Raw genomic sequence first — 19,192 nt, forward strand, 5'->3', positions numbered from 1 at the left:
CGCATACTGGCCGATTTTCGTACACTGGGAGGAGACAACCGATGAAGCTGGCTGTGCCACGCGAGAGCGAGGCAGGAGAAACGCGCGTCGCCGCAACGCCGGACACCGTGAAACGGTTCGTCTCGCTCGGCTTCGAGGTCAGTGTCGAAGCCGGCGCCGGCACGTTGTCGCGCGTCGTCGATGCCGACTATCAGGCCGCCGGTGCCACCATCGCCAAGGACGCGAAGACGACGCTCGAGGGCGCCGATCTGGTCCTCAAGGTTCGCCGCCCCAGCGCGGCCGAACTCGGCCTGATGAAGAGCGGCGCCATCGTCATCGCGACCATGGACCCTTACGGTCATGACGACGCGGTCAAGGCGATGGCCGAGGCCGGCATCTCCGCCTTCGCCATGGAGTTCATGCCGCGCATCACCCGCGCCCAGGTCATGGACGTCCTGTCCTCCCAGGCCAACCTTGCCGGCTACCAGGCCGTCATCGACGGCGCCGCGGAATACGACCGCGCCATGCCGATGATGATGACTGCCGCCGGCACGGTTCCGGCCGCGCGCGTCTTCGTCATGGGCGCCGGCGTCGCCGGTCTCCAGGCGATCGCGACCGCCCGCCGCCTCGGCGCGGTGGTCAGCGCCACCGACGTTCGCCCGGCCGCCAAGGAACAGGTCGAGTCGCTCGGCGCCAAGTTCATCGCCGTGGAGGACGACGAGTTCCGCCAGGCGGAGACGGCCGGCGGCTACGCCAAGGAAATGTCGGACGAGTACAAGAAGAAGCAGGCCGAGCTGGTCGCTTCGCACATCGCCAAGCAGGACATCGTCGTCACCACCGCCCTGATCCCCGGCCGGCCCGCGCCGCGCCTGATCACCAAGGAAATGGTCGCCTCGATGAAGCCCGGCTCGGTGATCGTCGACCTCGCCGTCGAGCGCGGCGGCAATGTCGAGGGCGCTGTGCCCGGCAAGGTCGCCCAGGTGGGCGAGGTGAAGATCGTCGGCCACCTCAACGTGCCCGGCCGTCTCGCCGCTTCCGCCTCGGCGCTCTACGCCAAGAACCTGGTCGTCTTCGCCGAGACGCTGGTCGACAAGGAGGCCAAGGCCATTGCCGTGAACTGGGAGGACGAGCTGGTCAAGGCCACCGTCCTCACCCGCGACGGCAAGGTGGTTCACCCGGCCTTCGCGCCGGCAGCCGGATAAGGGGGGACGCCATGTCGGAACTCAACGCCAACGAAACGCTGGAGCGCGCCCGCGCTGCCGCGGAAGCTGCACGCGAGGCGGCCGAGACCGCCCAGGCGGCGGCCGATGCGGCCCGCGGCTATGCGGACCAGATCGCCGGCGGGGCGGGCGATTCCATCGCTCACGCCGCCTCTGCCCTCACGGGCGGGGCGATCGATCCCTTCGTCTTCCAGTTCACCATCTTCGTGCTGGCGATCTTCGTCGGCTATTACGTGGTCTGGTCGGTGACGCCGGCCCTGCACACGCCCTTGATGTCGGTCACCAACGCCATTTCGAGCGTGATCGTGGTCGGCGCGCTGCTGGCCGTGGGCGTCGACCTTGCCGCCGACGGCGCGGCTTACGCACGGGGCTTCGGCTTCCTTGCGCTGATCATGGCCAGCGTCAACATCTTCGGCGGCTTCCTGGTCACCCAGCGCATGCTCGCCATGTACAAGAAGAAGCAGAGATAGGGGGCCGGACACCATGCTTTCCGCCAATGTCACGGCCGTCCTCTATGTGATTTCGGCTGTTCTCTTCATCCTGGCGCTGCGCGGGCTGTCCAGCCCCGAGACCTCGCGCCAGGGCAACATGTTCGGCATGGTCGGCATGGCGATTGCCATCGTCACGACCCTGCTGACCGCCGCACCCGGCTTCAGCGGCCTGGTGCTCATCATCGCCGGCCTCGCCATCGGCGGCGGCGTCGGCGCGGTGATCGCCAAGCGCGTGCCGATGACCGCCATGCCGCAGCTGGTCGCCGCCTTCCACTCGCTGGTCGGCATGGCCGCGGTGCTGGTGGCCGCCGGTGCGCTCTATGCGCCCCAGGCCTTCGGCATCGGCACGGTCGGCACCATCCACGGGGCCAGCCTCGTGGAGATGTCGCTCGGCGTCGCCATCGGCGCGATCACCTTCACCGGTTCGGTCATCGCCTTCGCCAAGCTCGACGGACGCATGTCCGGCGCGCCGATCATGCTGCCCATGCGCCATGTCATCAATGGCGGCCTGGCGGCGCTGATCGTCCTCATGGTCATCGTCTTCGTCGCGACCGAGAGCCACACCGTCTTCTGGATGATCGTCGTCCTGTCGCTGATCTTCGGCGGCCTGATCATCATCCCGATCGGCGGCGCGGACATGCCGGTCGTGGTGTCCATGCTCAACTCCTATTCGGGCTGGGCGGCCGCCGGCATCGGCTTCACGCTCGGCAACATGGCGCTGATTGTCGTCGGCGCGCTGGTCGGCTCCTCGGGCGCGATCCTGTCCTACATCATGTGCAAGGGCATGAACCGCTCCTTCATCTCCGTCATTCTCGGCGGCTTCGGCGGCGAGACCGCTGCGGCCGGCGGCGGCGGGGCGGACGACCGTCCGGTCAAGCAGGGCTCGGCCGAGGACGCGGCCTTCATCATGAAGAACGCCGCCAAGGTCATCATCGTGCCGGGCTACGGCATGGCGGTGGCCCAGGCCCAGCACGCCCTGCGCGAGCTTGCCGACACGCTCAAGGAGGAGGGCGTCGAGGTCAAGTACGCCATCCACCCGGTGGCGGGCCGCATGCCCGGCCACATGAACGTGCTGCTGGCCGAGGCGCAGGTGCCGTATGACGAGGTCTTCGAGCTGGAGGACATCAACTCCGAGTTCGCCCAGGCCGACGTCGTCTACGTCATCGGCGCCAACGACGTCACCAACCCGGCGGCGCGCGACGATCCGACCTCGCCGATCTACGGCATGCCGATCCTCGACGTCGACAAGGCCGGCACGGTGCTCTTCGTCAAGCGCGGCATGGGCTCCGGCTATGCCGGCATCCAGAACGAGCTGTTCTTCCTGGACAAGACGATGATGCTGTTCGGCGACGCCAAGAAGATGACCGAGGGCATCGTCAAGGCGCTCTGAGCACGGCTCTTCGCCATTGCACGCAGTTCGCGGCGCGCTCCCCAAGGGGGCGCGCCGTTTGCGTTTCGCAGGACGAGGGACGTGCGGGGATCAGGAGCGCTGCTGCAGCAGCGGCGTTTCCAGGGCGGGCCGGTACTGCGCCTCGAGCTCCTCGCAGAAGGCCGGAATGGCGCCCGCGGCCATCGGCCGCGCGAACAGGAAGCCCTGCACGATCTGGCAGCCGGTATCGCGGACGAAGCGCAACTGCTCCGCCGTCTCGATGCCCTCGATCAGGGTCTCGGCTCCCAGCGTTTCGGCCAATTGCATGATGCCCTGGACGATGCTGGCCCGGATCCGCTCGTCGCCCTCCAGCACGAAGGAGCGGTCGATCTTCAGCACGTCCGGCTTCAGCCGCATCAGATAGGCGATGTTGGAATAGCCGGCGCCGAAATCGTCGAGCGCCAGCCGGACGCCGAGAGCGGCGAGATCGGCGAGGTTGGCGCCGACCTGGGCACAGTCGATCAGCAGCACCCCTTCGGTGATCTCGATCTCGAACTGCCGGGCCGTCAGGCCGTGGCGGGCCAGCACCGCCGCCACCCGCGCTGCAAGGCCGGGGCTCTGGAAGGTGCGCGGCGACAGGTTGACCGACACCCGCAACCGCCGTCCCTCCGCGTTCCACGCCGCCGCAGTGCGGCAGGCCTCGTCGATCACGAAGCCGTCGAGCTCCGCGATCTGGTCGCCTTCCTCAAGGATCGGGATGAACAGACCGGGCGGAATGATCGTGCCCGTTGCGGCATCGCGCCAGCGCACCAGCGCTTCGACACCGGTCACCGTGCCGCGCCCGACATGGACCTGCGGCTGGAACTCGAGGAACAGGTCGCCGGCCGCCAGCGCCTGCGGCAGCGACGTGCGCAGCGCCTCGGCGCGGTCGCGGCGTTCCGAGATCCCCGCTTCGTAGAACACCTGCCGTCCGCGGCCGCGTGCCTTCGCCTCATAGAGCGCTGCATCGGCCGCGAGCATCGTCGCATCGATGGTCGCCCCGTGCTGCGGCCACACCGCGATGCCGCAGCTGAAATGCAGCGGGATCGGCTCGCCCTTGAAGACCAGCTCCGGCGGGTCCGTCATGCGCTCACCGATCAGCGCGGCCAGGTCCGCGTGCCCGTCCGGCGGCAGTGCGAGCGTTGCCACGAATTCGTCGCCGCCCCAGCGCGCGACGATGCCGCGATCGCCGAACCGCGCCACCAGCCAGTCGGCCGCCGTCTTCAGCAGCGCATCGCCCGCCAGATGGCCGTAGCGGTCGTTGACGGCCTTGAACCGGTCGAGATCGAAGATCAGCAGGGCATGTCCCGGCACCGGCCCGGCAGCGGTTGTCGCCATCGCCCACTCGGTAAAGCCGCGCCGGTTGGCGAGGCCCGTCAGGCTGTCGCGGCCGCTGGCGAGCCGCAGTTCGGCGACCATCCGCCGGTTGCGCCACCGCAGCGCCAGCGAGATGAACGACAGGACGAGCAGCATGGTGACGCTGCCGATCACCTCGAACCAGGCGCCGGCGGAATTTTCCGCCCGTATCTTCAGTGCCTTGTCGATATCCGCCTCGACGCCGCGCATGTAGTCGCCGGTCCGGCGCGTCAGTTCGGAGCTGGTGCGGCGCAGGTCGGCGAGCGACGTCTCATCGATGGGGGTCTTTCCCGAGGCAAGTCGGTCGAGGCCGTCGAGCAGCGCCCAGGCGACCGGCGCCACCCTGGAGTCCGGCTCGACCAGCGGTCCGCGGGACAGGCCGGCCAGGACCTCGAAGCGGATGTGCAGATGGTCGGCCGCGGTCGCGATCAGCCGGCGCGCTTCCGGCGAGGCGGCATCGATGCGCATCGCCTGCAGCATGCCGTCCACCCGCGCGACCTCGGCGAAGGTGTAACGCATGTGGCGCACCATATGCTGTCCGGCATCCGGCTCCGGCTGGTTCAGCGTCGCGACGCCGCGCAGCGCCACCAGCGTCGCCACCAGGCAGGCGCAGGCCACCGCCCCCACGACCAGCCAGGGCTGCATCGGTCGGAGCAGCGCACGTTGCGCGAAGATCCGTCTGAGGCCCTTCACCATTCGATCTCGACGATCAGCCAGACGCTTCGGTCGATATAGGTGCGTCCGTCGAGTTCCGGATAGCGGTCGACGGGGTAGATGATCCGTGCCGGCCCGCGCTGGCGCAGGGTCAGCCGCTCCTGGCCGACGCGGGTCGCGACGACGATGGGCCACCGTTCCCAGTCCTCGCGCGGAATGTCGGCCGAATAGCCGTCGGAGGCGCGTACGATGAGGCCCTTGGCCTCGCCGGCGCCGATCATTTCGACGAGATCGGACAGGAGAACGCCCTGAAACGTGGTCACCGGCTCGTCGGGGCTGGCATTGCCCTGGATCTCGACCTTCGGCAGGCTCTCGATCTCCTCGATCGTCAGGTCGCGCGTCGCTCCGTCATGCCTCAGCAGGATTTGCCCGGCCGTCGCCCGATCCGAAGGCGACGCGCCCGTCGCCTGCGCCGTCACGGGTGCGGCCAGAAGAACAGCGGCGCCGAGAAGGGCTGCGAACATTCGTGCGATAGGCATGAGGTCCTCCGTCCGACGGCCGGCCAGGAAGATCCCTCCGCCTTGCACGACGCCGTATTCTGTCGATGGCGAATATAACCCGCCGCCGTGAAGGCAAGCTTAACCTCTCCGCACTTTTCGCAGGATTCAACGCGCAGCAGAGCGGGGGGGGGGCGGCGGGATCGCGTTGCGGCGCCCGGGATGCGGCAAAGCGATTCGCCCTCAACGCGTGGCGAGTGGCGCGCCTCCCCCGGGGGGCGCCGTTTTCTTGGTACGCCTTTCCACCGCCGGCCTTGCGGTCAATTTCCGGTTGCAGCGGGTTGGTGGCTTCCCCTCGCGCCGCGCGCTTTGATGGGCGCAGGGGACTGCCACGATGATACTCAAAGCACTTTGCCTGATGGGCGCGCTCGGGCCGGCCGGCCCCTATACGCCCGTCGCTCCGCCCGCCGCCACGCTCGTCCAGGCGCGGCGCGGGCTCACCTGCAAGCAGATGCCCGATTGCCGCTCGGCGGTGATCCTGTGGTGCTCCGGCTATGGCCGTGCCGATGGCGACGGCGACGGCATCCCTTGCGAGAACGTGTGCTCCTCGCGGCGCCAGGTCGAGGCGATCCTGCGGGAGATCGGCTGCGACAAGTAGCGGCACGGCACACGCACTCCCTCACCACGAAAAAACCCGGCACGCGGGGCTCGCATGCCGGGTTTCATCAGCTCTGGTGCTGCGGCCGCAAGGCCGCGCCCTGTCGGTCAGGCGTCGTTCGCCGGACCGTTCATGCCGAGCGCATGCATGTAGAGGTCGAGGATCGCGTCTTCTTCCTCGCGCTCGTGCGGCTGCTTCTTGCGCAGCGAGATCACCTTGCGCAGGATCTTGACGTCGAAGCCGGTGCCCTTGGCTTCCGCGTAGACATCCTTGATGTCGTCCGAGATCACCTTCTTCTCTTCCTCGAGACGCTCGATGCGCTCGACAAATGCACGCAGCTGGTCGCCGGCGACGCCGCCTGGATCGGACATGGGTACTCGTCTCCTTCATGGGTGCGGGCCGGGCGGCCTGCGGATCGGGGTGCTCAAACGGGGCCGGGAGGCAAAATGCCTCCCGTGATGCCGATCTGCATGCGCGGAAAATCGGGCAGATGCAAGACCGGGGAACGAAAACGGAACGATATTCACATGGGCCGCGCCGCCTTATTCTTGCGGACGGGCCTTCTCGAAGGCGGCCTGCTGATCGGCGCTCGCCTCGTTCTGGTAGAGGTCCTTCCACTGCGAATACGGCATGCCGTAGACGATCTCGCGCGCGGCTTCCTTGTCGAGGGAAACGCCCTTCTCGTTCGCCGCGTCCAGATACCAGTTGGACAGGCAGTTCCGGCAGAAGCCGGCGAGGTTCATCATGTCGATGTTCTGCACGTCCGTGCGCTTGCGCAGATGCGAGACCAGCCGGCGGAATGCGGCCGCCTCCAGTTCGGTGCGCGTTGCCTCGTCGATTTCGGCCATGTCCTTCTCCATCTCTCGCGGGCCCGATCTCTCAGGATCCGTCCGCTCAGTCGCAGCGCGATCCGTAGTGGCGGATCGTGTTGAGGTCCGGCGCTTCCCTCAGGACCTTCGCGACCAGCGGCACCAGCCGGCGCGTCCACGCGTCGATGCCGGCCGCATCGCCAATCAGGTCCTGGCGGACCTCCAGCAGCGCATGCGCCAGCCCTCGCGCCGTACCATGCCGGTACATGCAGTCGTTCTTCAAGGCCCCGTCATAGGGCTCGTTGTCGCCCACCACCAGATCGGGATCGGAGCGCAATGCGTCAAGCAGCGGCAGCGCGAAACGCGGATCGCTGTCCCACAGGATGCCCGCATGCCAGGGCCGCGGCACGCCGCGCCAGATGGCCGTATAGCTGTGGATCGACAGGATCGCCGGGGGATGGCCTTGCGCGATCGCCGCATCGATCTCGGCCGCCACCGCATCATGATAGGGCCGGTGATAGGCCGCGAGCCGGTGCTCGCGCTCGGCCGCATCGTGCGTCGCATTGCCCGGCACCACGGAGCCGTCCGACAGGCGCATCACCAGCGTCGGATCGTCCTCGCCGCGGTTCGGGTCGATCAGCAGCCGCGAATAGGTGGTCATCAAGGCCGGCACGCCGAAGGCCTGCGCCAGTCCCAGCGTCAGCTCGCGCACGCCGATGTCATAGGCGATGTGGCGCTCGAACTCGCTTTGCGGCAGGCCGAGCGAGCCATAAGCGGCCGGCAACTGGTTGCTGGCATGGTCGCAGAGCAGCAGCAGCCCGCGCGAGCGGTCGCCCTCGACCTTCTCGAACGGTGCCTCGTCGGGGGATTTCGGGGCAGCGAAAAGCGTCTCGGCCATCTCGGCTCCGTTTGCAGGATTTCAGCCCCGCTGTGCACCATATCCCGCGTCCGCTTTCAACTGCATTTTCGCCTCCAGATCGCGATAAGAGCTATCGGCGATTTCTGGCGAGACAGGCCGTCATTGGATGCCTAATCTCCGCCGGGCCTGTCCGCAGGGCCGTTGCTTGCCCTGACCATCCGAACGTTTTCCCGAAAGACCGCAAGGCATGACCACCGCCCCCGCCCCGCTCAGCGCCGCTCCCGACCAGCGTCTTCTGGTCGCCTTCCTCGCGTTGCTCGCCGGGGCCATCGCCATGGGCGTCTCGCCGGTCTTCGTGCGCCATGCCGATGTCGGCCCCTTCGCCAGCGCCTTCTGGCGCGCCGCCCTCGCCCTGCCGCTGCTGGCCGTGTGGGCGCGGATCGAACGGCCCGCCGGCACCCCCGCGCCGCGCTGGAACGCGGCGACGCTCGCCGCCGGCGTGCTCTTCGCCGGCGACCTGTTCTTCTGGCACCTGGCGATCATGAACACCACGGCGGCCAACGCGACGCTGCTGGCGACCCTCGCCCCGCTCTGGGTGATGCTGGCCTCCGGCGCCCTGCTCAAGGAGCCGGTGACCCGCGCGATGGCCCTCGGCCTTGCCGCCTGCCTCCTCGGCGCGGCCCTGCTGATCGGCAGCAGCTTCGCCTTCGCGCCCGAGCGCCTGACCGGCGATTTCTACGGCGTCGTCACCTCGATCTTCTTCGGCAGCTATTTCATCGCCATGCGCTTTGCCCGGCGCGGCAGCACCGGCATGACCCCCGGCCTCTTGGTCTATCGCAGCTCGCTCATCACCGCCGCCGTCCTGTTCGTCGTCGCCCTGATGCTGGAGGAGACCATCCTGCCGTCGTCGCTGACCGGCATCGCCATGCTGGTCGCGCTCGGCGTCGTCGCCCACGCACTCGGCCAGGGCCTGCTGGCCTTTGCCCTCGGCACCCTGTCGGCCGGCTTTTCAGCCCTGGTCATCTTCCTGGAGGCGGTTGCCGCCGCCGCCGTCGGCTATCTCTTCCTCGGCGAGAGCGTCGGCCCGGCCCAGGCGCTCGGCGGTGCCGTCATCCTCGCCGGCATCTACATCGCCCGCCCGCGCGCCGCCCCCGGTCCGGTCGCGCCGGCAGCCGCTCCCGTCCAACCCACTACCCCGACCCGCGAGGCCGAATGACCGACCTTCCCGCCATGCGCGCCCTGCTGCAGGACCTGTTCGCCGCCGCCGTCGATGCCGCCCGCGCCGAGACCTGCCTGCCGGAGCACCTTCCCGCCCCGGCCGACGGCGGCCGCATCGTGCTGCTCGGCGCCGGCAAGGCCGCCGGGGCGATGATGCAGGTCGCCGAAAACCACTACCGCGAGACCCACGGTCTCGGCCCCGACCGGCTCGTCGGCCTCGGCGTCACCCGCCACGGCTACGGGCAGGAAACGCAGCTGATCGAGATGGTCGAGGCCGGCCATCCCGTCCCCGACCAGGCCGGCATCGACGCCACCCGCCGCACCCTGGCGCTCGCGGCCGCGGCCCGTCCGGGCGATCATATCGTCGTGCTCCTGTCCGGCGGCGGCTCGGCCAACTGGATCGCTCCGGTCGAGGGCCTGTCGCTCGCCGACAAGCAGGCGCTGACCCGCGCCCTGCTGCGCTCGGGCGCCACCATCGAGCAGATCAACACCGTCCGCCGGCATCTCTCCCGCATCAAGGGCGGGCGCCTTGCCGCCGCCCGGCCGCACGGCGTGCCGATGACGACGCTCGCCGTCTCCGACGTGCCGCGCGACGAGCCCATCGCCATCGCCTCCGGCCCGACCGTCGCCGATCCGACGACGCTGGCCGATGCCCGTGCGCTGGTCGCCCGCTATGCCCCGGATGCGCCCGAAAGCGTCCATGCCGCGCTGGCCGACCCGGCCAACGAGACGCCGAAGCCCGGCGATCCGCTGTTTTCCGGCACGAGGTTCGAGATCGTCGCCCGCCCCGCCCTGTCGCTGGAGCGCGCTGCGACAATCGCCCGCGAGGCGGGCTTCGAGCCGGTGCTGCTCGGCGACAGCCTGGAAGGCGAGGCGCGCGAGGTGGCCACGGAGCATGCCCGCATGGCCCGCGAGATCGCGGAAACCGGCCGGCGCGCCGTGCTGCTGTCGGGCGGCGAACTCACCGTGACGATCCGCGGCGAGGGCCGCGGCGGTCCCAACCAGGAATATGCCCTGGCTCTTGCCCTTGCCCTCAAGGGCGCGCCCGGCATTGCCGCGGTTGCGGGCGATACGGACGGCACGGATGGCGGCTCCGGTTCGGCAGATGATCCGGCCGGCGCGCTCGTCGACGAGACGACGCTCGCACGATCCGCAAGGTCAGGTCATGATGCCGCCTCATTTCTGGCGAGAAACGACAGCACCGGTTTCTTCGATCATCTCGGGGATCTGCTGAGACCCGGACCAACCTATACCAACGTCAACGACTTCAGGGCCGTCCTCATTGACAAGGCGGAAGGCCGTCGGTCATAAGATGACGCGCATGGTCGTGGCACGAGTAATCGAATGATGAAAAAAGCCGAGAGGCAGCGGCAAACCACGGCAGTCAGAACGATCCGGCTGGGCCTTGCATCCTGCAGCGCGATGGCGCTCACCCTGACGGCCCTCAGTGTTCTCGGCGCGACGCCGGCCCATGCCGAGCTGCGCCTTTGCAACAAGACGGAAAGCCAGGTCGGCGTGGCCATCGGCTATCGCGAAGAAGCCGACTGGGTCACCGAAGGCTGGTGGAACCTGCCGGCAAATTCCTGTGAAACGTTGGTGGCGGGCTCGCTCGTGTCACGTTTCTATTATATCTATGCGGTGGATTACGATCAGTTCGGGGAATGGGGCGGCCGCGCCTTCATGTGCACCCGCGAGAAGGAATTCACCATCCGGGGTATCGAGGACTGCGTCGCCCGCGGCTTCGAGCGGACCGGATTCTTTGAAATCGATACGGGCGAGCAAGCCAGCTGGACGGTCCAGCTGACAGAGCCCGTGCAAGGGGGGACAGGCGGACAATGAAGCGTGACAGGCGGGTCAAGATTCTAGCGACACTCGGACCCTCCTCCTCGGATCCGCAAACGATCGAGAAGCTCTACACCGCCGGTGCCGACGTCTTCCGCATCAACATGAGTCACACCGACCACCCGCGCCTGCATGCGCTGGTGGCGATGATTCGCGAGATCGAGGCGAAGGTCGGCCGGCCGATCGGCATTCTCGCCGATCTCCAGGGACCCAAGCTGCGCGTCGGCACCTTCGAAGGCGATGCGGTGGTGCTGGAAAACGGCGCCAGCTTCACCCTCGACAGCGACAAGACGCCGGGCAACGCCTCGCGCGTCCACCTCCCCCATCGCGAGATCCTGCAGGCGCTCGAGCCGGGCCACCGCCTGCTGCTCGACGACGGCAAGATCCGCCTGCGCGTGACCTCCTGCACCAAGACCAGCGCCAACACGATCGTCGAGGTCGGCGGCAAGCTGTCCAACCGCAAGGGCGTCAGCGTTCCCGACACGGAGATCCCGGTCGGCGCGCTCACCGACAAGGACCGCAAGGACCTCGATGCCGCGCTGGAAGCCAATGTCGACTGGATCGCGCTGTCCTTCATCCAGCGTCCCGACGACCTTGCCGACGTGCGCAAGGTGACGCGCGGCCGCGCCGGCATCCTCGCCAAGATCGAAAAGCCCCAGGCCATCGAGCGGCTGAGCGAGATCATCGATCTCTCCGACGCGCTGATGGTTGCCCGCGGCGATCTCGGCGTCGAGATGCCGCTGGAACAGGTTCCCGGCCTGCAGAAGCAGATCGTCCGTGCCTGCCGCCGCGCCGGCAAGCCGGTGGTCGTCGCCACCCAGATGCTGGAATCGATGATCACCGCCCCGGTGCCGACCCGCGCCGAGGTGTCCGACGTCGCCACCGCCGTGTTCGAGGGTGCCGACGCGGTGATGCTCTCCGCCGAATCGGCCGCCGGCCAGTTCCCGGTCGAGGCTGTCGAGACGATGGACCGCATCGCCCGCCAGGTGGAGCGCGACCCGAACTATCGCGGCATCATCCACGCCCAGCGCCAGGAGCCGGAGCCGACCGGCGCCGATGCCATCGCCGCTGCCGCGCGCCAGATCGCCGAGACGCTGAACCTTGCCGCCGTGGTCTGCTACACGACCTCCGGCGCCACCGGCCTGCGCGCCGCGCGCGAGCGCCCGTCCGTGCCGGTCATCGTCATCTCGCCGGTCCTGTCGACCGCCCGCCGCCTGTCGCTCGCCTGGGGCCTGCACTGCGTGGTCTCGGACGACGCCCGCGACGAGAACGACATGGTCGACCGCGCCTGCCAGATCTCCTTCCAGGAGGAACTGGCAAAGCCCGGCCAGCGCATCATCACCACGGCCGGCGTGCCCTTCGGCACCCCCGGCTCGACCAACATGCTGCGCATCGCCTTCGTCGGCAGCGACGGTCGCGGCGGCCTCTGATCGTCAGCCGCTCGCAGCAGCGGCGGGCCTCTGAGCCTCGCTGCGAGCCTCACTCGCTCGCAGCAGCAGCTTTCGACGACGAGGCGGCCTTGGCCGTCTCGTTTTCGTTTCGGCTGCCCTCATCGCTCCATCCCGCGTCCGGGAAGGTCATCGCCACCACTTTCGCGATCTCCGCCAGCACCGCATCGGTGCGCGTGTGGTGCGGCATGTGGCCGGCCCGCTCCAGCGTCACCAGCCAGGCATTGGGCAGGTCCCGCACCAGCCCGTGCGAATGGATATGCGGATAGACGACGCTGTCCGTCTCGCCGGTGATCACCGCCGCCGGCTGCGTGATCTCGCCGTATCGCGGCGAGGCCGCCTCCACCTCCCCCTTCAGAAAGGCGACGTCCCGCGCATTCTCCCGGAAGGTCTGCGGGCGGAACAGCAGCGGCAGGCCCAGCCGCTCGCCATAGCCTGCCGGCGTCTCGGCCGGGCGGAAGATGCCGTTGATGGCGGAGGGAGCGACCAGCGCCGCGCCGAACGGGGCGAGCGTGTGGGAAAACACCGTGCCGGCGACCGGCAGGGCGGCGGCGTCGTAATACCAGTTGGTGCCGCCCGGCCAGGGATGGGTCGCCGGCGCCAGGAACACCAGACCGGCGAAGAGATCGGCACGCGCCAGCCCCAGCTGCGCCGCCACCGCCCCGCCCCAGGAATGGCCGACCGCGACCGCCCGCTCAATCCCGAGACTGTCGGTCAGTCCGGCGATCAGCGCCGCCTGGGCCGCCGGACGGTACATGGCGTCGCCGCCGCGCTGGGAATAGCCGTGGCCGGGCCGGTCGACGAAGACCAGTCGTGCGGCCTTGCCCTGCTCCGCCGGCCAGTCGCTCAACGGGCCGGCCAGCGCCATATGCGGGTCGCGCAGGTTGGCGCTCGCCCCGTGCACGAAGACCAGCGCCGGGTCGCCCGCCCGCCAGCCGTTGGGCCGGATATCGACATAGTGCAGCCGCACGCCGTCGATCTCGGCGAAGGTGCCGATCGGCGGATAGCGCGCCTCCGCCTCACGCCCGCGCATTTCCGCCAGCAGGGCAAGACCGGAGAGCAGCAGCGCCAGCGCCGACAGCAGGACAAGGGCAAGGGTGGGCATGGGCGGGCGGGTCCGGCTTTACAGGGAACGGTCGAGAGAACGGGAGGGCGGGCGAGTCCTGGGACTTGCCCGATCCTTGCGGCCTGCACGGCCCCGGCAGGGCGCTGAAACGACGCTTCAGATCGGCGAACCGGCGGCCGCCTTTTCCATGTCCTCGACTGCCTTACGCGCGTTTTCGCTGACCGGATGTATCTTCAGCACCTGGCGGAAGGTTTCCAGCGCCTCGTCGTCGCGCCCGATTCGCCGCAGGATGATGCCGAGGCCCGACATTGCGCCCCAGTGGCGCGGCTCCAGCGCCAGCACCCGCTCGATATCGACCATCGAGCGGCCGAAATCCTCGCGCAGGTAATTCACCGTCGCGCGCCGGTTCCAGGCTTCGGGAAAATCGGGGGCGAGCCGCACCGTCACATCGAGCAGGTCGAGCGCCAGCGCATAGTCCTTGGCCTGCATGGCAGCGGCCGCGCGGACCATCAAAAGGTCGACCGTCGGGCTGCCCGAGCGCGACCAGATGCGCTGGATGCGGCCGACCAGCGGGCGGGCCGCCTCGTCGCTCGTGACCTTGGCAAGCTCAGCGAACAGCCCGTCGAGCTCGTTCTTCGGCGTCTCGTTGTCGGTCACGGCGGGAGCCGGACCGGACGGCGGCTCGACCTCGGTGGTCGGCGCGTCGAAATCGTCGAGCGAGGGGGGCAGCGCTTCGGGAGGAAGCACGTCGGGTCTTCCCTCCTGCGCCAGCGCGGAGGCGGAAAGACACAGCAGGAAGGCCAACACCAAAAACGATCGCATCCGGGGAGTATGTCGCCCCGGATGCGATCGTCAATGCCATCGGCAAAATTTGAAAGCAACAGGCAGGCGCGCGGGGCCTGCCGCCGTGCCTCAGCCCTGGCGGGCCTTGAAGCGCGGAGCCTTCTTGTTGATGATGTAGACGCGTCCCTTGCGGCGAACCATGCGGTTGTCGCGGTGACGGCCCATCAGCGCCTTGAGCGAATTCTTGATCTTCATCGTCTCGTCTCCGTCAACGGTGCCACGTTGGCGGCGGCATCCTCATGTTGCGCCGTGCCTGCCGGCCCGGCTGTCTGCTTGCGGACGATCAAGACCGGTGAAGGATCCTTGTCGTCCTGCCGGCTGGCTCTGCCTCTTCGCGCTGGTCCGATAAGACCGCGCGCCGGGGGCGGTGCCCGATCCGCGTAAGGCAGATGCTGGGAAGCAGCTGACCTTGGCGGCCGTTTGCCGGGTTTTGCCAACTGCCTCGTGATCTCGGCAATCTGGCGAAGATGGTGGGCGTGACAGGGATTGAACCTGTGACCCCTACGATGTCAACGTAGTGCTCTCCCGCTGAGCTACACGCCCGAAACTCTTGGATCCGGCAAACTGCCGGAAGGCCGACGCCGACGGGACGGCGCGGTGGGATGCGATATAGCGGGCTTCGATTTTCGGTGCAAGCCCTTCTCGCAAACTAAATTGCCGCTGTCCCGCCCTCGCCCGGCGCGCGGTGGAAAACCTGTTGAGAGGCGGACGGCAGACCGCTCAGGCGGCCAGCATGCGCTCCACTTCCAGCACCAGATCCTTCAGGTGGAAGGGCTTGGACAGCACCTTGGCATCCTTGGGGGCCTGGGAGTCCGGGTTCAGCGCCACCGCGGCGAAGCCGGTGATGAACATCACCTTCAGGTCCGGGTCGAGCTGCGTTGCGCGCCGCGCCAGCTCGATGCCGTCCATCTCCGGCATGACGATGTCGGTCAGCAGCAGGGAGAAAGGCTCCTCGCGCAGGCGCTCATAGGCGCTCTTGCCGTTGTCGAAGGACACGACGTCGTAACCGGCCTTCTGCAGCGCCTTGGCAAGGAAGCGCCGCATGTCGTTGTCGTCTTCCGCAAGTAGGATCCGTGTCATTCGTTGCTTCGTCCCGCTTCGCTCGGCGAATCCGCTGGGCGTTTCGCATTCCGGGCGCCGGCCGCTGCATCGCGCGTCCGAAGGTCCCGTTTTGGCACATCTTTCGGATCGTTATAAGGCCGAATGACGGTAAACATCCAGTGAAAGCGGCGTCCCGCCATCCGGCCGCGCCGGTTACCCACCGCCCGTGTGGACATTAACGCCGATTCGGGGGCTAATAGGAAAATTCAACGAGGCGGCCGGCGGGCGGAGAGCGTGAATATGCAGGTGGTGAGCGGGTTCGAGGACACGAAGCCTTTCGAAGTCCTGCAGCCGGCACAGCAATCCACGCCCTTCGTGTTCAACTCGCCCCATTCCGGGCGGCACTACCCGCTTGCCTTCCTGCAGGCCTCGCGGCTCGACGCCCTGGCGATCCGCCGCTCGGAGGATGCCTTCGTCGACGAGCTGTTCTCCGGCGTCGTCGAGCTCGGCGCCCCGCTGCTCTGCGCCCGCTTCCCGCGCGCCTATCTCGACGTCAACCGCGAGCCCTACGAGCTCGACCCGAAGATGTACGAGGACCGGCTGCCGCCTTATGCCAACAGCCGCTCGATCCGGGTCGCCGGCGGGCTCGGCACCATCGCCCGCGTCGTCGGCGAGGCGCAGGAGATCTATCGCACCCGCCTCACCGTGCGCGAGGCGCTCGACCGCATCGAGACGATCTACAAGCCCTACCACCAGACCCTGCGCCGCCTGCTGGCGCGCACCCATGTCGCCTTCGGCCATGCGGTGCTGATCGACTGCCACTCGATGCCCTCGACGATCCGCAGCAGCGACAACGGCCCGCGCCCCGACTTCATCCTGGGCGATCGCTACGGCACCAGCTGCGCCCGCTCGGTGATCGACCAGGCAACGGACATCCTGCGCGGCATGGGCTACACGGTGGCGCGCAACAAGCCCTATGCCGGCGGCTTCATCACCGAGCATTACGGCCGTCCGGCCAAGGGCCTGCATGCCCTGCAGGTGGAGATCAACCGCAGCCTCTACATGGACGAGGCGCGCACGGACCGCAGCTCCGGCTTTGCCGAGCTGTCCCGCGACATGCGCCGCTTCTGCGAGGAGCTGGTGGCCGGCAGCGATGCCGATCTCGCCCCGGACGCACTGGCGGCCGAATAGCCCTCCCGGACCGTTCGAAAAGCCACGACCACACACGTCCTCAAGCGGCCAGAAAAAAGGGCCGCACTCTTGCGAGGCGGCCCGAGTCTAGGGAGGAAACGCCCAAGGAGGGCGGCGCGACACGGCAAGCCATATCGCACTGCAACAAGTTTCCATCGCGGCGCACAAAAGTCAATATGGCATCCGGATTTTTCTCGCTTTCACAGGCCCCTAGATCCACAAAACGCATATATATCAAATGGATAGTCTTTAATAAATCTTCTTGAATAATTCGCCTGACGGCCCGATTCCGGCACTCCGACCCGCTCAAAAGCGCGCCACTTCCTTATTTGCCTATAATTTCATCACAAGTCTCGCGCCGGCGCTTCGCCACCCTCAAAGATTGCCCGTTCGCCCTTCCCGCGCTATTGCGGGCGGGATCTTTCGCCTACACGCCGCCCTCTCCTCGCCCTCGCTCCGGAAGGACCCGCTCATGCCCACCTCCGACGATCTCGCCGCCTTCTCGGCCGAGCTGTGCCAGGCCTCCGCCGCCGCCATCCTTCCGCATTTCCGCGCGGCCCTGTCGGTGGAGAACAAGCTGGCCGAGGGCTTCGATCCGGTGACGGTCGCCGACCGGGCCGGCGAGGAGGCCTTGCGGGCGCTGATCGAGGCGCGCTTTCCGCAGCACGGCATCCTCGGCGAGGAGCACGGCAGTGTCCGTCTCGACGCCGAGCATGTCTGGGTGCTCGATCCCATCGACGGCACCCGCGCCTTCATCTGCGGCCTGCCGACCTGGGGCACCTTGATCGGCCTGACGCGCGGCGGCAGGCCGGTCTTCGGCGTCATGGACCAGCCCTACGTGGAGGAGCGGTTCCTCGGCGATTGCGAAAAGGCCTGGCTGATCAACCGCGAGGGCACCCGGCGGCTTGCCACCCGCTCTTGCGCGGACCTTGCGCAGGCGATCATGTGCACCACCCATCCCGGCCTCTTCCAGGGCGCGGAAGGGGAGGTCTACCGGCGGATCGAGGGCACCGTGCGCACCGCGCGCTACGGCACCGACTGCTACGGCTATGCGATGATCGCCAGCGGCCAGGTCGATCTCGTCATCGAGAGCGGCCTGCAGCCCTACGACATCGTCGCGCTGGCCCCGATCATCGAGGGCGCCGGCGGCGTGGTGACCGACTGGCGCGGCGGCTCGCCGGCGAACGGCGGCCAGATCGTCGCCTCCGGCGATCCGGCGCTGCATGAAAAGGTGCTGGAGATGCTCGCCTCCGCCGCTCAGTAGCTCTAGGTCGTGAACTCATAATTCTGCCGAGAAACGGTATGCCCGAACCCGATCGGATACAAGGAGCAAGACCGCAGGAAACCATTAGGTTTTCAAGGGCTTGCGACGCTGTTGCCGGCGGGTTCCGGCATACCCGAAGGGCGCCGTTCGAGCATCTCACTGCGGCGTCGGACCGCTCGGCCGGGGGGCCTGCCCCGGCCATCGCGCTCCTCCTGGCATATCATTGCCCGAACGGACGCCGTTTCCGGCACAATTATGAGTCCACGACCTAGGCGGCGGCCGGCTCGCCTTCCGCGACGAAGGCGTCGAAGGCGGCCAGGAACTGGTCGCGGTGGAAATCGTCTTCCATCAGCAGCTCGTGGCGCGAGCCGGCGATTTCCAGATAGCGGCAGGAGCGGGTCTGGCGGGCGAAGCGCTCGCTTGCCCGCGGCGAGACGATCTGGTCGCCGGTCGAGGCGACCAGCAGCACCGGCACCTGCAGCGAGGGGCCGAAATCGGGCTCGAAGAACCGCGTCATCGCCCGGCAGGCCGCCGCCAGCCAGTCGATGGTCGGCGCGCCGACCTCCAGGTCCGGATGGGCGGAGAGCACCGCCTCGTTGCGGCGGAAGCGGACCTCGTCGCTGGTCAGCGGATTGCCCTCGAAGGGCATGTGAAACTTCGCATTTCCGCCCGGCACGAAGGCCGTGCCGAGGCCGATGGAGGACAGCGCCGCCGACAGCGGGCAGATCACCTTTTGCGGCAGCCCCACCTTGCCGAGGCCGATCAGCGGCGCCGACAGCACCGCCCGCTCGATGCGGGTGCGCAGCCGCCCGGCCGCCAGCAGCAACACCGCCCCGCCGGTCGAATGGGCCAGCACATGGTGCGGGCCGGGCATGGCGGCGAGCGTCACCTCGCTCATCACCGTGTCGAGATCCGTGACGAAATCGGCGAAATCGTCCACATGGCCGCGGTAAGGATTGGAGAGCAGGCGCTGCGATCCGCCCTGGCCGCGCCAGTCGAAGGTGACGACGGCAAAGCCGCGCGCCCGCAGGTCGGCGACGGTCTCGAAATATTTCTCGATGAACTCGGCCCGGCCCTGCAGCAGCGTCACCGTGCCCTTGAGCGGGCTGCGGTCGGGCATCCAGCGCGCGGTGCGCAGGCGGATGCCGTCGGGCGTCGTCACCTGCTGGCAGATCGCCCCCGCCGGCACCGGGTTGTCCGGATGATCGTAGAGCTCCATTGCCACCGCGTCGTGCTCCAATCTTACCGGCGAAACCTTGCCCATATCACAGCCGGCGTCGCCGCAAATCCTGCGATCCCCGTGCCCTGACCCATACAGGAGCGGGGCCGCCGGCTCAACTCCGGCGAC

At 68.2% G+C, this 19,192-nt stretch carries 20 protein-coding genes and 1 tRNA gene; 10 read left to right on the plus strand and 11 right to left on the minus strand.

All coding sequences use genetic code 11. The features are described 5' to 3' along the window. The first annotated feature begins 41 nt into the window (after positions 1 to 41). The 3 genes from GH266_RS10315 to GH266_RS10325 are packed head-to-tail and all read left to right on the plus strand — an operon-like array spanning position 42 to position 3,080. The gene (locus GH266_RS10315) at positions 42 to 1,181 is read left to right on the plus strand and encodes a Re/Si-specific NAD(P)(+) transhydrogenase subunit alpha (RefSeq protein WP_158193836.1); all 1,140 of its coding nucleotides are present in this window, start codon (positions 42 to 44) and stop codon (positions 1,179 to 1,181) included. Between the two features lie 11 nt (positions 1,182 to 1,192). Then, complete coding sequence (locus GH266_RS10320) at positions 1,193 to 1,669, plus strand: proton-translocating transhydrogenase family protein (RefSeq protein ID WP_158193837.1); 477 nt, start codon at positions 1,193 to 1,195, stop codon at positions 1,667 to 1,669. A 13-nt stretch (positions 1,670 to 1,682) separates the two neighbouring features. After that, complete coding sequence (locus GH266_RS10325; RefSeq protein ID WP_158193838.1) at positions 1,683 to 3,080, plus strand: NAD(P)(+) transhydrogenase (Re/Si-specific) subunit beta; 1,398 nt, start codon at positions 1,683 to 1,685, stop codon at positions 3,078 to 3,080. Between the two features lie 90 nt (positions 3,081 to 3,170). Here the strand turns inward: GH266_RS10325 and GH266_RS10330 are convergent, their stop codons facing one another. Continuing rightward, a complete protein-coding gene (locus GH266_RS10330; RefSeq protein WP_158193839.1) occupies positions 3,171 to 5,150 on the minus strand; it encodes a putative bifunctional diguanylate cyclase/phosphodiesterase in 1,980 nt (659 codons plus the stop codon). Continuing rightward, positions 5,144 to 5,647, minus strand: a complete 504-nt coding sequence (locus GH266_RS10335) for a putative pterin-binding protein (RefSeq protein WP_158193840.1) — start codon at positions 5,645 to 5,647, stop codon at positions 5,144 to 5,146. Before GH266_RS10335 ends, GH266_RS10330 begins: the two co-directional genes overlap by 7 nt. Positions 5,648 to 5,999: 352 nt before the next feature. Between GH266_RS10335 and GH266_RS10340 the strand changes: the two genes are divergently transcribed. Beyond that, the gene (locus tag GH266_RS10340; protein ID WP_199270498.1) at positions 6,000 to 6,263 is read left to right on the plus strand and encodes an excalibur calcium-binding domain-containing protein; all 264 of its coding nucleotides are present in this window, start codon (positions 6,000 to 6,002) and stop codon (positions 6,261 to 6,263) included. A gap of 107 nt (positions 6,264 to 6,370) precedes the next feature. Here the strand turns inward: GH266_RS10340 and GH266_RS10345 are convergent, their stop codons facing one another. The 3 genes from GH266_RS10345 to GH266_RS10355 form a co-directional block, all read right to left on the minus strand. Further along, positions 6,371 to 6,634: a DUF2312 domain-containing protein gene (locus GH266_RS10345; RefSeq protein WP_067218634.1), complete on the minus strand. Its 264-nt coding sequence runs from the start codon at positions 6,632 to 6,634 to the stop codon at positions 6,371 to 6,373. A gap of 171 nt (positions 6,635 to 6,805) precedes the next feature. Further along, the gene (locus GH266_RS10350) at positions 6,806 to 7,111 is read right to left on the minus strand and encodes a DUF1244 domain-containing protein (protein WP_199270499.1); all 306 of its coding nucleotides are present in this window, start codon (positions 7,109 to 7,111) and stop codon (positions 6,806 to 6,808) included. A gap of 46 nt (positions 7,112 to 7,157) precedes the next feature. Next, on the minus strand, positions 7,158 to 7,970 hold the full coding sequence (locus GH266_RS10355) for an N-formylglutamate amidohydrolase (protein WP_158193841.1): 813 nt from the start codon (positions 7,968 to 7,970) through the stop codon (positions 7,158 to 7,160). 208 nt (positions 7,971 to 8,178) lie between these two features. Here GH266_RS10355 and GH266_RS10360 point away from each other — a divergent pair, with 208 nt between their 5' ends. The 4 genes from GH266_RS10360 to pyk all read left to right on the plus strand — a co-directional run bounded on the left by GH266_RS10360 (position 8,179) and on the right by pyk (position 12,421). Continuing rightward, positions 8,179 to 9,147, plus strand: coding sequence for a DMT family transporter (locus GH266_RS10360; protein ID WP_158193842.1), 969 nt, complete (start codon positions 8,179 to 8,181; stop codon positions 9,145 to 9,147). After that, on the plus strand, positions 9,144 to 10,460 hold the full coding sequence (locus GH266_RS10365; protein WP_158193843.1) for a glycerate kinase type-2 family protein: 1,317 nt from the start codon (positions 9,144 to 9,146) through the stop codon (positions 10,458 to 10,460). The genes GH266_RS10360 and GH266_RS10365 overlap by 4 nt, the downstream gene beginning before the upstream one ends. 111 nt (positions 10,461 to 10,571) lie before the next feature. Next, complete coding sequence (locus GH266_RS10370) at positions 10,572 to 10,988, plus strand: DUF1036 domain-containing protein (RefSeq protein ID WP_158196143.1); 417 nt, start codon at positions 10,572 to 10,574, stop codon at positions 10,986 to 10,988. Then, a complete protein-coding gene (pyk, locus tag GH266_RS10375) occupies positions 10,985 to 12,421 on the plus strand; it encodes a pyruvate kinase (RefSeq protein WP_158193844.1) in 1,437 nt (478 codons plus the stop codon). Before GH266_RS10370 ends, pyk begins: the two co-directional genes overlap by 4 nt. Before the next feature lie 49 nt (positions 12,422 to 12,470). Here pyk and GH266_RS10380 read toward each other — a convergent pair whose 3' ends face one another. From GH266_RS10380 to cpdR, 5 genes are all read right to left on the minus strand, one after another. Continuing rightward, positions 12,471 to 13,544, minus strand: coding sequence for an alpha/beta fold hydrolase (locus GH266_RS10380; protein ID WP_158193845.1), 1,074 nt, complete (start codon positions 13,542 to 13,544; stop codon positions 12,471 to 12,473). A 117-nt stretch (positions 13,545 to 13,661) separates the two neighbouring features. Then, entirely contained in the window at positions 13,662 to 14,252 is a 591-nt protein-coding gene (locus tag GH266_RS10385; protein WP_209001575.1) for a tetratricopeptide repeat protein, read from the minus strand. A gap of 165 nt (positions 14,253 to 14,417) precedes the next feature. Beyond that, positions 14,418 to 14,543 (minus strand): type B 50S ribosomal protein L36, encoded by a 126-nt coding sequence (ykgO, locus tag GH266_RS10390; RefSeq protein WP_029059454.1) that lies wholly within the window; start codon positions 14,541 to 14,543, stop codon positions 14,418 to 14,420. Between the two features lie 273 nt (positions 14,544 to 14,816). Beyond that, positions 14,817 to 14,891: transfer RNA gene (locus tag GH266_RS10395), tRNA-Val, on the minus strand. Between the two features lie 177 nt (positions 14,892 to 15,068). Further along, positions 15,069 to 15,428 (minus strand): cell cycle two-component system response regulator CpdR, encoded by a 360-nt coding sequence (gene cpdR, locus GH266_RS10400; protein ID WP_067218617.1) that lies wholly within the window; start codon positions 15,426 to 15,428, stop codon positions 15,069 to 15,071. 261 nt (positions 15,429 to 15,689) lie between these two features. On the opposite strand from cpdR, the gene GH266_RS10405 reads away from it, so the two are divergent. Then, entirely contained in the window at positions 15,690 to 16,580 is an 891-nt protein-coding gene (locus GH266_RS10405) for an N-formylglutamate amidohydrolase (RefSeq protein WP_158193847.1), read from the plus strand. Between the two features lie 472 nt (positions 16,581 to 17,052). Further along, the gene (gene hisN, locus GH266_RS10410; protein WP_158193848.1) at positions 17,053 to 17,844 is read left to right on the plus strand and encodes a histidinol-phosphatase; all 792 of its coding nucleotides are present in this window, start codon (positions 17,053 to 17,055) and stop codon (positions 17,842 to 17,844) included. A 268-nt stretch (positions 17,845 to 18,112) separates the two neighbouring features. Here hisN and GH266_RS10415 read toward each other — a convergent pair whose 3' ends face one another. Then, positions 18,113 to 19,108: an alpha/beta hydrolase gene (locus GH266_RS10415; RefSeq protein ID WP_244953804.1), complete on the minus strand. Its 996-nt coding sequence runs from the start codon at positions 19,106 to 19,108 to the stop codon at positions 18,113 to 18,115. Positions 19,109 to 19,192 lie beyond the last annotated feature (84 nt).

It is taken from the genome of Stappia indica (assembly GCF_009789575.1).
GTDB lineage: Bacteria > Pseudomonadota > Alphaproteobacteria > Rhizobiales > Stappiaceae > Stappia > Stappia indica_A.

Excerpts from the sequence above, each read along its gene's own strand:
- GH266_RS10315 (WP_158193836.1), top strand. The coding sequence starts at position 42 with ATGAAGCTGGCTGTGCCACGCGAGAGCGAGGCAGGAGAAACGCGCGTC.
- GH266_RS10320 (WP_158193837.1), top strand. The coding sequence starts at position 1,193 with ATGTCGGAACTCAACGCCAACGAAACGCTGGAGCGCGCCCGCGCTGCC.
- GH266_RS10325 (WP_158193838.1), top strand. The coding sequence starts at position 1,683 with ATGCTTTCCGCCAATGTCACGGCCGTCCTCTATGTGATTTCGGCTGTT.
- GH266_RS10330 (WP_158193839.1), bottom strand. The coding sequence starts at position 5,150 with ATGGTGAAGGGCCTCAGACGGATCTTCGCGCAACGTGCGCTGCTCCGA.
- GH266_RS10335 (WP_158193840.1), bottom strand. The coding sequence starts at position 5,647 with ATGCCTATCGCACGAATGTTCGCAGCCCTTCTCGGCGCCGCTGTTCTT.
- GH266_RS10340 (WP_199270498.1), top strand. The coding sequence starts at position 6,000 with ATGATACTCAAAGCACTTTGCCTGATGGGCGCGCTCGGGCCGGCCGGC.
- GH266_RS10345 (WP_067218634.1), bottom strand. The coding sequence starts at position 6,634 with ATGTCCGATCCAGGCGGCGTCGCCGGCGACCAGCTGCGTGCATTTGTC.
- GH266_RS10350 (WP_199270499.1), bottom strand. The coding sequence starts at position 7,111 with ATGGCCGAAATCGACGAGGCAACGCGCACCGAACTGGAGGCGGCCGCA.
- GH266_RS10355 (WP_158193841.1), bottom strand. The coding sequence starts at position 7,970 with ATGGCCGAGACGCTTTTCGCTGCCCCGAAATCCCCCGACGAGGCACCG.
- GH266_RS10360 (WP_158193842.1), top strand. The coding sequence starts at position 8,179 with ATGACCACCGCCCCCGCCCCGCTCAGCGCCGCTCCCGACCAGCGTCTT.
- GH266_RS10365 (WP_158193843.1), top strand. The coding sequence starts at position 9,144 with ATGACCGACCTTCCCGCCATGCGCGCCCTGCTGCAGGACCTGTTCGCC.
- GH266_RS10370 (WP_158196143.1), top strand. The coding sequence starts at position 10,572 with ATGGCGCTCACCCTGACGGCCCTCAGTGTTCTCGGCGCGACGCCGGCC.
- pyk (WP_158193844.1), top strand. The coding sequence starts at position 10,985 with ATGAAGCGTGACAGGCGGGTCAAGATTCTAGCGACACTCGGACCCTCC.
- GH266_RS10380 (WP_158193845.1), bottom strand. The coding sequence starts at position 13,544 with ATGCCCACCCTTGCCCTTGTCCTGCTGTCGGCGCTGGCGCTGCTGCTC.
- ykgO (WP_029059454.1), bottom strand. The coding sequence starts at position 14,543 with ATGAAGATCAAGAATTCGCTCAAGGCGCTGATGGGCCGTCACCGCGAC.
- cpdR (WP_067218617.1), bottom strand. The coding sequence starts at position 15,428 with ATGACACGGATCCTACTTGCGGAAGACGACAACGACATGCGGCGCTTC.
- GH266_RS10405 (WP_158193847.1), top strand. The coding sequence starts at position 15,690 with ATGCAGGTGGTGAGCGGGTTCGAGGACACGAAGCCTTTCGAAGTCCTG.
- hisN (WP_158193848.1), top strand. The coding sequence starts at position 17,053 with ATGCCCACCTCCGACGATCTCGCCGCCTTCTCGGCCGAGCTGTGCCAG.
- GH266_RS10415 (WP_244953804.1), bottom strand. The coding sequence starts at position 19,108 with ATGGGCAAGGTTTCGCCGGTAAGATTGGAGCACGACGCGGTGGCAATG.